This is a genomic window from Mycobacterium sp. 20KCMC460 (genome assembly GCF_022179425.1).
GTDB lineage: Bacteria > Actinomycetota > Actinomycetes > Mycobacteriales > Mycobacteriaceae > Mycobacterium > Mycobacterium kiyosense.
Map to the genome: position 1 here is coordinate 307283 of NZ_AP025524.1, position 13415 is coordinate 320697.

The 13415-nt window shown below is 65.9% G+C and carries 13 protein-coding genes and 1 pseudogene; 5 read left to right on the forward strand and 9 right to left on the reverse strand.

Annotated elements, in window-relative coordinates:
• Positions 1-91: 91 nt before the first annotated feature.
• The 3 genes and pseudogenes from trxB to MKCMC460_RS01430 all read left to right on the forward strand — a co-directional run bounded on the left by trxB (position 92) and on the right by MKCMC460_RS01430 (position 2841).
• Positions 92-1106: pseudogene (gene trxB / locus MKCMC460_RS01420) on the forward strand (thioredoxin-disulfide reductase).
• A complete protein-coding gene (trxA, locus tag MKCMC460_RS01425; RefSeq protein WP_236979259.1) occupies positions 1103-1453 on the forward strand; it encodes a thioredoxin in 351 nt (116 codons plus the stop codon). Before trxB ends, trxA begins: the two are co-directional and overlap by 4 nt.
• 167 nt (positions 1454-1620) lie before the next feature.
• Positions 1621-2841, forward strand: coding sequence for an N-acetylmuramoyl-L-alanine amidase (locus MKCMC460_RS01430; protein WP_236979261.1), 1221 nt, complete (start codon positions 1621-1623; stop codon positions 2839-2841).
• Positions 2842-2847: 6 nt separating this feature from the next.
• On the opposite strand, the gene MKCMC460_RS01435 is transcribed toward MKCMC460_RS01430, so the two are convergent.
• The 9 genes from MKCMC460_RS01435 to rpmH form a co-directional block, all read right to left on the reverse strand.
• Complete coding sequence (locus tag MKCMC460_RS01435; protein WP_236979263.1) at positions 2848-3630, reverse strand: acetyltransferase; 783 nt, start codon at positions 3628-3630, stop codon at positions 2848-2850.
• Between the two features lie 431 nt (positions 3631-4061).
• Entirely contained in the window at positions 4062-5045 is a 984-nt protein-coding gene (locus MKCMC460_RS01440; protein WP_238305239.1) for a ParB/RepB/Spo0J family partition protein, read from the reverse strand.
• A gap of 3 nt (positions 5046-5048) precedes the next feature.
• Positions 5049-5984, reverse strand: coding sequence for a ParA family protein (locus tag MKCMC460_RS01445; protein ID WP_236984526.1), 936 nt, complete (start codon positions 5982-5984; stop codon positions 5049-5051).
• Positions 5985-6130: 146 nt separating this feature from the next.
• Complete coding sequence (gene rsmG / locus MKCMC460_RS01450) at positions 6131-6844, reverse strand: 16S rRNA (guanine(527)-N(7))-methyltransferase RsmG (protein WP_236979274.1); 714 nt, start codon at positions 6842-6844, stop codon at positions 6131-6133.
• 104 nt (positions 6845-6948) lie between these two features.
• On the reverse strand, positions 6949-7503 hold the full coding sequence (locus tag MKCMC460_RS01455) for a R3H domain-containing nucleic acid-binding protein (RefSeq protein ID WP_236979276.1): 555 nt from the start codon (positions 7501-7503) through the stop codon (positions 6949-6951).
• Between the two features lie 119 nt (positions 7504-7622).
• A complete protein-coding gene (gene yidC / locus MKCMC460_RS01460) occupies positions 7623-8717 on the reverse strand; it encodes a membrane protein insertase YidC (protein ID WP_236979278.1) in 1095 nt (364 codons plus the stop codon).
• On the reverse strand, positions 8701-8964 hold the full coding sequence (yidD, locus tag MKCMC460_RS31655; protein WP_370653132.1) for a membrane protein insertion efficiency factor YidD: 264 nt from the start codon (positions 8962-8964) through the stop codon (positions 8701-8703). The genes yidC and yidD overlap by 17 nt, the downstream gene beginning before the upstream one ends.
• 92 nt (positions 8965-9056) lie before the next feature.
• Positions 9057-9437 (reverse strand): ribonuclease P protein component, encoded by a 381-nt coding sequence (rnpA, locus tag MKCMC460_RS01470; RefSeq protein WP_236979280.1) that lies wholly within the window; start codon positions 9435-9437, stop codon positions 9057-9059.
• Positions 9438-9460: 23 nt separating this feature from the next.
• Entirely contained in the window at positions 9461-9604 is a 144-nt protein-coding gene (gene rpmH / locus MKCMC460_RS01475) for a 50S ribosomal protein L34 (protein ID WP_180916038.1), read from the reverse strand.
• Positions 9605-10171: 567 nt separating this feature from the next.
• Between rpmH and dnaA the strand changes: the two genes are divergently transcribed.
• Positions 10172-11653, forward strand: coding sequence for a chromosomal replication initiator protein DnaA (gene dnaA / locus MKCMC460_RS01480; RefSeq protein ID WP_236979282.1), 1482 nt, complete (start codon positions 10172-10174; stop codon positions 11651-11653).
• Positions 11654-12214: 561 nt separating this feature from the next.
• Positions 12215-13411: a DNA polymerase III subunit beta gene (gene dnaN / locus MKCMC460_RS01485; protein ID WP_236979291.1), complete on the forward strand. Its 1197-nt coding sequence runs from the start codon at positions 12215-12217 to the stop codon at positions 13409-13411.
• Positions 13412-13415 lie beyond the last annotated feature (4 nt).

Consider the following 13415-nt stretch of genomic DNA (forward strand, 5'->3'; position numbering starts at 1 on the left):
CCGGTTGCGCCGGGTGTCGCGTGCGATGGCCGGGAACACCACTGCCTAGGCTGGCGTTCGTAGACTTTGCAGATCCATCTCGACATCGAAGATTCAGGCCCCGCCCGCGAAAGGCCCGCATGCCCGCTTCAGACACCATCCACGACGTGATCATCATCGGTTCCGGTCCCGCCGGCTACACCGCGGCTCTGTACACCGCGCGTGCTCAGCTCAAGCCGCTGGTCTTCGAGGGGACCTCGTTCGGGGGGGCGCTGATGACCACGACCGAAGTGGAGAACTACCCGGGTTTCCGGGACGGCATCACCGGCCCGGAGTTGATGGATCAGATGCGCGAGCAGGCCCTGCGCTTCGGCGCCGACCTGCGGATGGAAGACGTCGAATCGGTGTCGCTGCGCGGCCCGGTCAAATCCGTGGTCACCGCCGAAGGCGAGACGTTCCGGGCCCGCGCGGTGATCCTGGCGATGGGCGCCGCGGCCCGCTACCTGCAGGTACCCGGCGAGCAGGAATTGCTGGGCCGCGGGGTGAGTTCGTGTGCCACTTGCGACGGCTTCTTCTTCCGCGACCAGGACATCGCCGTGATCGGCGGCGGCGACTCCGCGATGGAAGAGGCCACCTTCCTGACCCGCTTCGCCCGCAGCGTCACCCTGGTGCACCGGCGCGAGGAATTCCGCGCGTCGAAGATCATGCTCGAGCGCGCGCAGACCAACGACAAGATCACCATCCTCACCAACAAGGCCGTGCTCGGTGTCGACGGCGACACGACGGTTACCGGGCTGCGGCTGCAGGACACCGTGACCGGCGAAACGTCCACGCTGCCGGTGACCGGTGTGTTCGTGGCGATCGGCCACGAACCGCGCTCGGCTCTGGTGCGCGATGCCGTCGACGTCGATCCGGACGGCTACGTGCTGGTCCGGGGCCGCACCACCAGTACCTCGCTGGAAGGTGTGTTCGCGGCCGGGGACCTGGTGGACCGCACCTACCGGCAGGCGGTCACCGCCGCCGGCAGCGGCTGCGCCGCCGCGATCGACGCCGAACGCTGGCTCGCCGAGCACGAAGCGGCGGGAGAGGCCGACAGTACCGACACCCTGATTGGAGCAAAGCGATGAGCGACGCCGAAAAGTCGGGAACCATCGAGGTTTCCGACGCCTCCTTCCCCACCGACGTGTTGTCCAGCGACAAGCCGGTGCTGGTGGACTTCTGGGCCACCTGGTGCGGGCCGTGCAAGATGGTGGCCCCGGTGCTCGAGGAGATCGCCACCGAGCGGTCGGCGCAACTGACGGTGGCCAAGCTGGACGTGGACGCCAACCCCGAGACGGCGCGTGATTTCCAGGTGGTGTCGATCCCCACCATGATCCTGTTCAAAGACGGTGAACCGGTGAAGCGGATCGTCGGCGCCAAGGGCAAGGCGGCGCTGCTGCGCGAGTTGTCCGACGCTGTTCCGGGCCTGGGATAGCCCGGCCCCGGTCCACCCCGCGCCCGGCCCCGATGGCCGCGCGTTTTTGCAGAAACAAGCCCCCGACTGGCCTGGGGTTTTCCCGATCCGGCCGAGGATCTGCGACAATACGAGTTAATTGCGCTGCTTTTGGCGGCGATGTCAATTAGTCCCGGAGGACCCTTGGTATGCCGAGTCCGCGCCGCGAAGACGGCGACGCGCTGCGCTGTGGGGACCGCGGCGCAGCTGTCACCGAAATCCGGGCGGCGCTGGCCGCGCTGGGAATGCTGGACGGCTCCGACGAGGATCTGACCACCGGTCGGCACGTCGCGGTCGAGGTGTTCGACGAAGAGCTCGACCATGCGGTCCGCGCCTTCCAGCAGCATCGCGGACTGTTGGTGGACGGGATCGTCGGCGAGGCCACCTACCGCGCGTTGAAGGAAGCCTCCTACCGCCTCGGCGCGCGCACCCTGTACCACCAGTTCGGTGCCCCGCTGTACGGGGACGACGTCGCCACCCTGCAGGCCCGCCTGCAGGACCTCGGGTTCTACACAGGTTTGGTGGACGGGCATTTCGGCTTGCAGACCCACAACGCGCTGATGTCCTACCAACGCGAGTACGGCATGGCCGCCGACGGGATATGCGGCCCAGAAACGTTGCGCTCCTTGTATTTTCTCAGCTCACGCGTCAGCGGCGGTTCGCCGCACGCGATCCGCGAGGAGGAGCTGGTGCGCCGCTCGGGGCCCAAGCTGTCGGGCAAGCGCATCATCATCGATCCGGGCCGCGGCGGCAACGACCACGGTCTGATCACCTACGGCCCGGCCGGACCGATCAGCGAAGCAGACGTGCTGTGGGACTTGGCAAGTCGCCTCGAAGGTCGGATGACAGCCATCGGCATGGAGACGTTCCGGTCTCGGCCGCACGACCACAGCCCGTCGGATGCCGAGCGCGCCGCGATCGCCAATTCCGTTGGCGCCGACCTGATGATCAGCCTGCGTTGTGAAACCCAGGCCAGCCCTTCGGCCAACGGCGTGGCCTCGTTCCACTTCGGCAACTCGCACGGCTCGGTATCCACCATCGGCCGCAATCTCGCCGACTTCATTCAGCGAGAAGTGGTGGCCCGCACCGGATTACGGGACTGCCGGGTGCACGGCCGGACGTGGGATCTGTTGCGGCTCACCAGGATGCCCACCGTGCAGGTCGATGTCGGTTACATCACCAATCCCCGCGACCGCGAAATGCTGATCACCACCCAGACGCGTGACGCGATCGCCGAGGGAATTCTGGCCGCGGTCAAAAGGCTCTACCTGCTGGGCAAGAACGACCGGCCCACCGGTACGTTCACGTTTGCCGAGCTGTTGGCGCACGAACTGTCCGTCGAGCGGGCGAGCCGCATCACCGGCTCCTGACCCCTGCTAGTCCGAGGGGTTTTCGCACTCCTGCGGCGCGCGTAGCACGTTGCCCGTCGCACTCCCCGCCGATGCCGCGCCGACCGGTTGCTCGAGCTGAGCGTTTTCCAGCAGCCGCTCCAGCGCCGCCTCGACTTCGGCCTTCCAGCCCAGCCCCTTGTCCAGCTCCAGCCGCAGCCGCGGGAAGTACGGGTGCGGTGCCACCACCACGAATCCGACGTCGATCAGGAAGTCCGCGTCGATGATGCAGTTCTCGACGGAGCAGTCGTTGAGCGCTTCGAGCACCGGCCGGATGTCCTCGTCGATCGGCTCGCGCAGCTCAGTGGCCGCCTCGGTTCTACCGAAGGCCTCGAGGGCACGCACACCACGACGCACCAGTTCGTCGATGACCCCGGTGATCAGCTGGTCCGGGAGGTCACCCATGACGTCGGCGTGGGCCTGGCCACGCTCGATGCCCATCGACGTCAGCAGCACCGCGTCGGCCGATACCGGCGCGGTGGGAAATCGGTGCGCGCGGGGCACCGCTCGCGGCGGGGCGTAGAGGACGTAGCCGACCACCGGCGGTTCGGCTTGGCTGCGCTCGTCGGGGATCGCGGTAGCGACCTGCCCGCACGAACCCCACTCCAGCATCACCATGGACAGCCACGCTTCTTTTTCGAATTCGGGGTCGGCCAAGTGGTCGTCTTTGCCCAGGGTCGCCGGATCGACTTCCCAGAAGACGCAGCGGCGCGCATGCTTGGGGAGTTGCTCGAAGGCTTCGAGCCGCAGCGCTGAAATCCGAGCTGACACTAGTCTCCTGGCCTCCGTGCGATGCTCAAGACCCTCAAACCCATAAGCCCCACTCCTGTGCGGGCCGGTCCGGCTCGCGTCGTCGCAAGGCCCGCGGTCCGCGGCGTCTCGCGCTGTTGCACTGCGATCCCCCGGCGACCACTTGCTCCGGGCTGTACACCGGAGGTGCGCCGGCAACCCTTCCAGGATAGGGAGTCGGTGCGGATCGGGCCAGTGGTGGCCCGCCCACCACGCAGGGCATGGCGAGTGAGCCGCCCACCACAGCCGGGCACCGCCGGGATCGCCGTGCGGCAAGGCCGGCGATTCCCGAAATAGGTTGCTGCATAACGGATCTGCTGTAGGTGCGGTCGCCTGACAGGGGCAGTCCCACGGCGCGACGTCGGCTTGGTGTCACAGTGACGTAATTACACGATGTGGTGGGTCGTGCCAGTTCAGCCTTGCTTCGCGGTCATCAGGTCGATGATCCGCTGCAGATCGTCGACGGAGCCGAACTCGACGACGATCTTGCCCTTCCGTTTGCCGAGTGCGACCGTGACCCGGGTGTCGAAGGCGTTCGACAGCCGCTCAGCAACGTCCTGCAGTCCTGGCATCTGAATCGGTTTGCGACGCGGCTGGGTCGGCGTGGCACCGTCACCGCGGTTGGCCAGCGTGACCGCCTCTTCGGTGGCACGCACCGAAAGACCTTCCGCCACGATCCGGCTCGCGAGTTCCTCCTGCGCGTCCGGCCCCGACTCCAGCGACAGCAAGGCGCGAGCATGCCCCGCGGACAGCACCCCCGCGGCGACCCGCCGCTGCACCGGGATCGGCAACTTGAGCAACCGGATCATGTTGGTGATCAACGGTCGCGACCGGCCGATGCGGGCGGCCAGTTCGTCGTGGGTGACACCGAACTCGTCCAACAATTGCTGATAGGCCGCCGCCTCTTCCAACGGGTTCAGCTGCACCCGGTGAATGTTTTCCAGCAATGCGTCGCGCAACAGGTTGTCGTCACCGGTCTCGCGCACGATGGCGGGCAGGGTGGCCAGGCCGGCAGCTTGCGCCGCCCGCCACCGCCGCTCCCCCATCACGATCTGGTAATGCGCGCCGCTCGCCGAAGCCGGCACCGCGCGCACCACGATCGGCTGCAACAAGCCGAACTCGCGGATCGAGTGCACCAGTTCGGAGAGGGCTTCGTCGTCGAACACCTGCCGGGGCTGCCGCGGGTTGGGCTCGATGTCCGACGGCGCGATCTCGCGGTACACCGCGCCCATCGCGGTGGCGTCGGGCAGCGGCCCGCCGATCACCACGTCGGCGGCCGCGGACCCCATCCGCGGCCCGAAGCTCGACGGTCCCGAATCACCTTCAGCTGGGCCGGTCGGAATCAACGACGCCAAGCCGCGGCCGAGGCCGCCTTTCCTGCGCGACGGGTTCGTCATTCGTCATTCCCTCCCGGCTGGTCGATCGCGCTGCGCTAGCTCGCGGCTGGCGTCGAGGTAACTCATCGCGCCACGCGAACCGGGATCGTAATCGATGATGGTCATGCTGTAGCCCGGCGCCTCCGAGACTTTGACGCTGCGCGGGATCACGGTGCGCAACACCTTGTCGCCGAAGTACCGGCGGACTTCTTCGGCCACCTGATCGGCGAGCTTGGTCCGGCCGTCGTACATGGTGAGGACGACGGTGGTGACGTCGAGCTGCGGGTTGAGATGTGCCTTCACCATCTCGATATTGCGCATCAACTGGGAGACGCCTTCGAGGGCGTAGTACTCGCATTGAATGGGGATCAGCACCTCGGGTGCGGCCACCAAGGCATTGATGGTGAGCAACCCCAGCGACGGCGGGCAGTCCACGAAGACGTAGTCGAAGTCGAACTCATCCAGCTCGGCCAACGCGTTGCGCAGTCGATTCTCCCGCGCAACCATGCTGACCAATTCGATCTCGGCACCCGCCAGGTCGATGGTGGCGGGCACACAGAACAGGCGCTCGCTGTGGGGGCTGCGCCGCAGCGCTTCCCGCAGTGGCACCTCGCCGATCAGCACTTCGTACGAGGATGGCGTGCCGGATTGGCGGTCGGTGATGCCCAGCGCGGTGCTGGCATTACCCTGCGGATCGAGATCGATGACGAGAGCCTTGAGACCCTGGACGGCGAGGGCCGCGGCGAGGTTGACCGCTGTCGTGGTTTTACCCACCCCGCCTTTCTGGTTGGCGACGGTGAAAACCCGGCGCTGACGGGGCCGCGGTAGCGGTGCGTAGGTGGTGTGCAGGACTCGCATCGCTCGTTCGGCGGCAGCACCGATAGGGGTGTCGAAGTCGGTCGATGTTTCACGTGAAACATTCACGGAGGGATTGTGCTCCTCCGTCGGCGGACCCGCCAACTCGGGGGTGGTCGCCGCGCGCCCCGCACCCGGATCAACCGCCGCCGCAGCGGGGGCCGTTGACGGCGCCGCCTCGGCTCGCGCCGGCCTCGGGACGGTAGTCGGTTCGGCGGGGGGTTCGCCGCGGTTGGCGCTGCGGCCGAATCTCATGTTGCTGCCCTTTTCGCCGACGGCTTCCGCCGCGTGGTTGCGCCACGCCGCGCCGTTACGACGGTGGTGGGCTGCCGCAGCAGGGTCGCTCCACATGTCACCACCCTGACATCGACTGCACCCAGCGAGGCCATCACACGCCGATGTTCCCGGACTTCGTCCGGTGCCCGCTCCCCTTTGATCGCGACCATCAACCCGTCTTGTCTTAGCAACGGCATACTCCACTTCGTCAGTTTGTCCAGCGGGGCGACTGCTCGGGAGACCACCGCATCGGTGTCGCCGAGTTGCTTTCGGATCCCTGGTTCCTCGGCTCGACCGCGCACCACCTCCACCGGCAGCTCAAGCTCAGCGACCACCTCCCGAAGGAATTCGCTGCGTCGCAGTAGCGGCTCCACCAGCACGACACGTAGGTCCGGTCGGGCCATCGCCAACGGCAACCCGGGAAGGCCGGCGCCGCTGCCGATGTCGACGACGGTTGCGGCGTGATCCAACAGTTCTCCGATCACCGCGCTGTTGAACAGATGCCGCTCCCACAACCGGTCGACTTCGCGGGGCCCGAGAAGTCCGCGTTCCACCCCCGCGGCCGCCAAGATCTCCGCGTACCGCCGGGCCTGGCCGATCCGGGAGCCGAAGATCGCCGCGGCGGTGTCCGGGCTGTCCGGATCAAGTTCGGTAGGTCGGTGCGGATCGAGATGTTTCACGTGAAACATTCCTCCGTTCTCCGCACGCCCGATCCGCTTCGCCGACTCGATCGCGTCAGAACTACATGCCTGTAACTCCGATGGTCACCGCGCGATCACGGTTGACAGTCGAGTCAGTCACGCAAGACGACGACGCGGCGTGACGGCTCCGCGCCCTCGCTCTCGCTGTGCACGCCGGCGACCGCAGCGACGGCGTCGTGCACGATCTTGCGCTCGAACGGCGTCATCGGCGACAACGCTTCGCGCTCGCCCGTCTCGGCCACCCGCCGCGCCACCTTGTCGCCGAGCGCCGCCAGCTCTTCACGGCGCCGACGACGCCAGCTCGCAATGTCCAGCATCAGCCGGCTGCGCACTCCGGTCTTCTGATGCACCGCCAGCCGGGTCAGCTCCTGCAGTGCGTCGAGAACCTCTCCCCCACGGCCGACCAACTTGTTGAGGTCATCGCTGCCGTCGATGCTCACGACGGCCCGGTTGCCCTCGACATCCAGGTCGATGTCGCCGTCGAAATCCAGTAGATCCAACAGCTCTTCCAGGTAGTCGCCGGCAATCTCACCCTCGGCTACCAGACGCTCTTCCAGGTCGTCACCCTCGCCGACGGATTCCGCTGGGGAGTCGGTCTGCTCGTCTTGGGTGTCGGTGTCGAGTTCGGTGGTGTCCGCTTCCGTCATCGCTTTCTTTCCCCTCATCCAGGAATTGGTGGTCACACGGCGTTACGCCGCGAGGTCTTCCTCGGTACTACTCGGCCCGCCCGGCGGCGTAGGACTCAGCTGGTCCGCGGGCGGCAGCCCTATCGTTTGCGCTTCTTCGGCCGTGCTCCCGGCCGCGGTGCACGACCCGGACCGCTGCTGTTGCGCGCGGCCGGATTCGGCTTGGTGGACTGGCTGGGCGAGGATTCCTCGGCATCGGCAGACCCCGACTCGGCCGTCGGATCGCTCTCCGCGACCGGCGTCGACTTGGCCGAGCGGATGGGTTTGGCGCCCGGGGCGGGCGCGTTGGCCGCCCGACGTTCGAGCACTTCCTGCTTCTTCGCCTCGTCCTCTTTCTCGATCATCCCGAACACGTAGTGCTGCTGACCGAACGTCCAGATGTTGTTGGAGAACCAGTACAAGATGATGGCCAGCGGCATCGGGAAGAAGATCGGACCGATCAATACGCCGAGCGGAAACACGTAGAGCGCCAGCTTGTTCATCATCGCCGTCTGGGGGTTGGCCGCCGCCTCCGCGCTCTGCCGTGCCACCGACGCACGGCTGTTGAGGTAAGTGGCGATACCGGCCAGGATCATCACCGGCAGGCTCACCGCAATCAACATGCCCCGGTCGAAGTGGCTGAACGCGTCCAGCCCGGTGGTCTGCCTGATTGCCGCCCCGATCGGCGCCCCGAACAGGTTGGCGTCCAGGAAGTTCCCCACGTCCTTGGCGCTGAACACGTAGTTACCCAGACTCCGGTTCTGCTCCACCGACAGCCCCATCCGCCCGATGCCCGACTGGGTCCGGTTGAACGACATCAGCACGTGGTAGAGACCGATGAACACCGGCAACTGGGCCAGCATCGGCAGGCAGCCCAGGATCGGGTTGAACCCGTGCTCGCGCTGCAGCTTCTGCATCTCCATCGCCATCCGCTGCCGGTCCTTGCCGTACTTCTTCTGCAGGGCCTTGATCTGCGGTTGCAGTTCCTGCATCTGGCGGGTGGTCCGGATCTGTTTGACGAACGGTTTGTACAGCAGCGCACGCAGGGTGAAGACCAGAAACATCACCGACAGCGCCCAGGCGAAGAAGTTCTTCGGGCCCAGCAAGAACGCGAACGCCTTGTACCAGACCCACATGATCGCCGATACCGGGTAGTAGACGAAGTCGAGACTGAAGAAATCAAACAAACGATTCACTCTCCCCTTGAGGTGCCGCGCTTCGGTTTCCGTCCGCGGCTTCATCGACGACATCGGCGTGCCGGCTGCACTCGTGACGCTCCGGGATCGGATCCCAGCCGCCGCGATGCCAGGGACCGCACTTGGCCAGTCTGGCCACCGTCAGCCAGCCGCCGCGAACTAGGCCGTACTCACTGAGCGCATCAACCGCGTATTGGCTACAGGTGGGAACGAACCGGCACGATGCCGGCCGCAGCGGCGACACCATGTGCCGGTACAGCTGGATCAGATAAATGACCGCCCGCACCGCCGCGGATCCCACCCGACCCAGGAAGCGCGCCGGCGGTGTTGCCGTGACAGTCATCGGCCGGTGCCCGCCAGCTCGAAAGCTCTACGTAGCCCGCTGCGCACCTGTTGCTCCAGCCGGGCCGACGAGACGTTCCGGCTACTCGGCAAGGCGCGAATCACCACCTGGTCAAGTGGATCCAGACTTCCCAGCATCGGGCGCGCCACATGGCGCAGCCGCCTGGCCACCCGATGCCGCTCGACCGCAGAGCCCACCCGCTTGGCCACGATCAGCCCTACCCGGGGCCCGCGGTCGCGGTCCGGATCCAGGCCGTGCGGGGGCGCGCTGCTGCGCCGGAAATGCACGACGAGGTCCGGCTGCACCGAACGCATGCCGTACTTCACCGTCGCGTCAAATTCCGTCGACCGCCTCATGCGGTTGCGTGCGGAAAGCACCGCTGGAAGACCCGATCTTGCGATCAGGCAGTTAAAGAGCGGCGACCCTTGCTGCGCCGGTTCGACACGATGGCCCGTCCGGCGCGGGTGCGCATCCGCAGCCGGAAGCCGTGAACCCGGGCTCGCCGCCGGTTATTCGGCTGGAAGGTCCGCTTGCCCTTGGCCACCGCGTTCTCCTCGCTGTGTTCGGCATAACCATCCGCCCGCTGATGCTTGGCAGCTCGTCGGGCGGAGAGTGTCTCGCTTACTGGCCGGCGCGGTCCCCGGACCTCTGGTCCCGGTCGCAGCCGTATCGCCGACTTTCGGGCGACTGTTTGAGGGTACTGACCACATGTGTCCTGGTCAAACCTCGGCCGTCACAGCAGACCCAGGACCGCCGCCCGCATCCGCCCGTTCGACACACCTGCGGATCGTTCCTATCGACCAGAATTATCAAGAACGCCACCGGAACCCAAAGAACTGTTGGCAGCCGGAACGAAAACTGTTAGCTTCGGGCGGAGTAGTTCCAAGCCGGGGCGGATTTGAAACTCTGTCGACATGAAGCGAGGACGGCGGATCGACCAACTGGTCGGACCACCTTGACGGTTGTCCCCAGTTCCGAAGGATCGCAACCTGCGGCGGCAGCGGTTGCGGTATGTTATCGACCGTCCTTCCACATCTGTGGATAACCATGTGGACAGGTGTTACTCACCACCTCAAGATGTACCTCGACCGTCGAACCAGGAGATGCGTCGTTGACTGATGACCCCGGTTCCGGATTCGCCACGGTGTGGAATGCGGTCGTCACCGAACTCAACGGTGACTCCGGCAACGGGTCCACTCCGGCCACTCCCCTGACACCTCAGCAAAAGGCTTGGCTCAAGCTGGTTCAGCCCCTGACCATCGTCGAGGGGTTTGCGCTGCTGTCGGTGCCCAGCGTGTTCGTCCAGAACGAGATCGAGCGCCACCTGCGCAACCCGATCACCGAAGCGCTCAGTCGGCGGCTGCAACAGCAGATTCAACTCGGCGTTCGGATCGCCCCGCCGCCGGCCGACGACGAGGTGCCCGCCCAGCCTGATGCCGCGGCGGCCGAGGACGATCCGGAACCGACCGACGACGACCCGAACGGTACCGCCGAGGGCACCCAAACCTGGCCGACGTACTTCACCGACCGCCCGCACACCACCGACAACTCGGCGTCCGGCGGCACCAGCCTCAACCGGCGCTACACGTTCGACACCTTTGTCATCGGCTCCTCCAACCGGTTCGCGCACGCAGCGACCCTGGCCATCGCCGAGGCACCCGCCCGTGCCTACAACCCGCTGTTCATCTGGGGCGAGTCGGGTTTGGGGAAAACCCATCTGCTGCATGCGGCCGGAAACTACGCGCAACGACTGTTCCCCGGCATGCGGGTCAAGTACGTCTCCACCGAGGAATTCACCAACGACTTCATCAACTCGCTGCGCGACGACCGCAAGGTGTCGTTCAAACGCAGCTACCGGGATGTCGACGTGCTGCTGGTCGACGACATCCAGTTCATCGAGGGCAAGGACGGCATCCAGGAAGAGTTCTTCCACACCTTCAACACACTGCACAACGCCAACAAGCAGATCGTCATCTCGTCCGACCGTCCCCCCAAGCAGCTGGCCACCCTCGAAGACCGGCTGCGGACGCGATTCGAGTGGGGCCTGATCACCGATGTGCAGCCACCGGACCTGGAGACCCGGATCGCGATCCTGCGCAAGAAAGCACAAGTCGAACGGTTGGCCGTGCCCGACGATGTGCTCGAGCTGATTGCAAGCAGCATCGAACGCAATATCCGTGAACTCGAAGGCGCCCTGATCCGGGTCACCGCGTTCGCCTCGTTGAACAAGACACCGATCGACAAGGCCCTGGCCGAAATCGTGCTGCGCGACCTGATCGCCGATGCCAGCGGCATGCAAATCAGTGCGGCGACCATCATGGCGGCCACCGCCGAGTACTTCGACACCACGGTCGAGGAACTGCGCGGCCCCGGCAAAGCCCGGCCCTTGGCGCAGTCCCGGCAGATCGCGATGTACCTGTGCCGTGAGCTCACCGACTTGTCGCTGCCCAAGATCGGCCAGGCCTTCGGCCGCGACCACACCACGGTGATGTACGCGGAGAAGAAGATTCGCGGCGAAATGGCTCAACGCCGTGAGATCTTCGACAACGTCAAGGAACTCACCACTCGGATCCGGCAGCGTTCCAAGCGCTGAATCGGGCTCGACCGCGGGCCAGCGGCCGTGCAGGCAGCGGTTCCCGCGCAATTTTTTCCCAAAAACTTCTCTACCTCGAGTCACACCAGCAACACCGACGTGGTGTGGGTAGACCTGTGCACAACCTACTCAAACTGCGGTGCACTACTGCGCTGCCGGTGCACACCGGTGATTCATCCCCACTGCTCCACCGCGGATTACACAACTCCGGTCGCCGTCATCCACACCCGCCCCGGCCCGCTAGCTGCGGTTAGACGCGGCTGTCCCCAGATTGCACATCCCCTATTACTGATATTGAAATATCTTCCTCGATTCTCTTTTGAAGTAGTGGCTTGGGGACATCCCGTCGCGGTGGCCTCGCCGACCCCTCTGCGGGCGGGTCTGTCGGGGTTGTCGATTAGCTTTCAAGTTGGCTCGAGAAGCTCTACGGTTGTTCTTCGACTGCTGTTGCGGCCGTCGCGGCGGATGGGTCCGCCGGCGGCGCTCGCCACGGCGAGTCCCCACCGCCGGCGGGGGAGCCGGCCCTGAATTTCGAGTTTCACTGTTAGGTGAAGGGACGCAATGGACGCGGCTACAACACGGGCGGTCACCGATCTGAGGTTTCGTCTGGTTCGGGAGTCCTTTGCCGAGGCGGTGTCGTGGGTGGCCAAGAGCCTGCCGTCGCGACCCACCGTGCCGGTGCTTTCCGGGGTTCTGCTGACCGGCTCCGACGACGGGCTGACGATCTCCGGATTCGACTACGAGGTGTCCTCCGAGGTTCAGGTTCCGGCTGAGATAGCTTCTCCGGGAAGCGTTTTGGTGTCAGGGAAATTGTTGTCCGACATCACCCGGGCGTTGCCGAACAAGCCGGTGGACTTTTACGTCGACGGTAACCGGGTGGCGCTGACCTGCGGTAGTGCCCGATTCTCACTGCCGACGATGGCGGTGGAGGATTACCCGACGCTGCCGGCGCTGCCCGACGAGACCGGGACGCTGCCCGCCGAACTGTTCGCCGAGGCGATCGGCCAGGTCGCAATCGCCGCCGGGCGTGACGACACACTGCCCATGCTGACCGGCATTCGCGTCGAGATCTCCGGGGAGACGGTGGTTTTGGCCGCCACCGACCGGTTTCGGCTGGCGGTGCGGGAGCTGACCTGGACGGCGCTGTCCCCCGACATCGAAGCCTCGGTTCTGGTGCCGGCCAAGACGCTGGCCGAGGCGGCCAAAGCCGGTACGGACGGCTCGGACGTGCGGCTGTCGCTGGGGTCGGGATCGGGCGTCGGCAAAGACGGCCTGCTGGGCATCAGCGGCAACGGCAAGCGCAGCACTACCCGGTTGCTGGATGCCGAATTCCCGAAGTTCCGCCAGCTGCTGCCGGCCGAACACACGGCGGTGGCCACCATCAACGTGGCCGAACTAACCGAGGCGATCAAACTGGTCGCGCTGGTGGCCGATCGTGGCGCGCAGATCCGGATGGAATTCTCCGACGGCATGCTGCGGCTGTCGGCCGGCGCCGACGACGTCGGCCGCGCCGAGGAGGACCTGGCCGTCGACTATGCCGGCGAGCCGTTGACGATCGCATTCAACCCGAACTATCTGACCGACGGTCTGGGGTCACTGCATTCCGAGCGGGTGTCGTTCGGGTTCACCACGCCGGGCAAGCCGGCACTGTTGCGCCCGGCTTCGGCCGATGACGAGGTGCCCACCGGCAACGGGCCGTTCCCCGCCGTCGCCACGGATTACGTGTACCTGTTGATGCCGGTGCGGCTGCCCGGCTGATCGC

What these genes read in the sequence shown, in the direction of transcription:
- trxA (WP_236979259.1), top strand. Translation starts at nt 1,103, where the DNA reads ATGAGCGACGCCGAAAAGTCGGGAACCATCGAGGTTTCCGACGCCTCC.
- MKCMC460_RS01430 (WP_236979261.1), top strand. Translation starts at nt 1,621, where the DNA reads ATGCCGAGTCCGCGCCGCGAAGACGGCGACGCGCTGCGCTGTGGGGAC.
- dnaN (WP_236979291.1), top strand. Translation starts at nt 12,215, where the DNA reads ATGGACGCGGCTACAACACGGGCGGTCACCGATCTGAGGTTTCGTCTG.
- MKCMC460_RS01455 (WP_236979276.1), bottom strand. Translation starts at nt 7,503, where the DNA reads ATGACGGAAGCGGACACCACCGAACTCGACACCGACACCCAAGACGAG.
- MKCMC460_RS01440 (WP_238305239.1), bottom strand. Translation starts at nt 5,045, where the DNA reads ATGACGAACCCGTCGCGCAGGAAAGGCGGCCTCGGCCGCGGCTTGGCG.
- yidD (WP_370653132.1), bottom strand. Translation starts at nt 8,964, where the DNA reads ATGGTGTCGCCGCTGCGGCCGGCATCGTGCCGGTTCGTTCCCACCTGT.
- rsmG (WP_236979274.1), bottom strand. Translation starts at nt 6,844, where the DNA reads ATGTTTCACGTGAAACATCTCGATCCGCACCGACCTACCGAACTTGAT.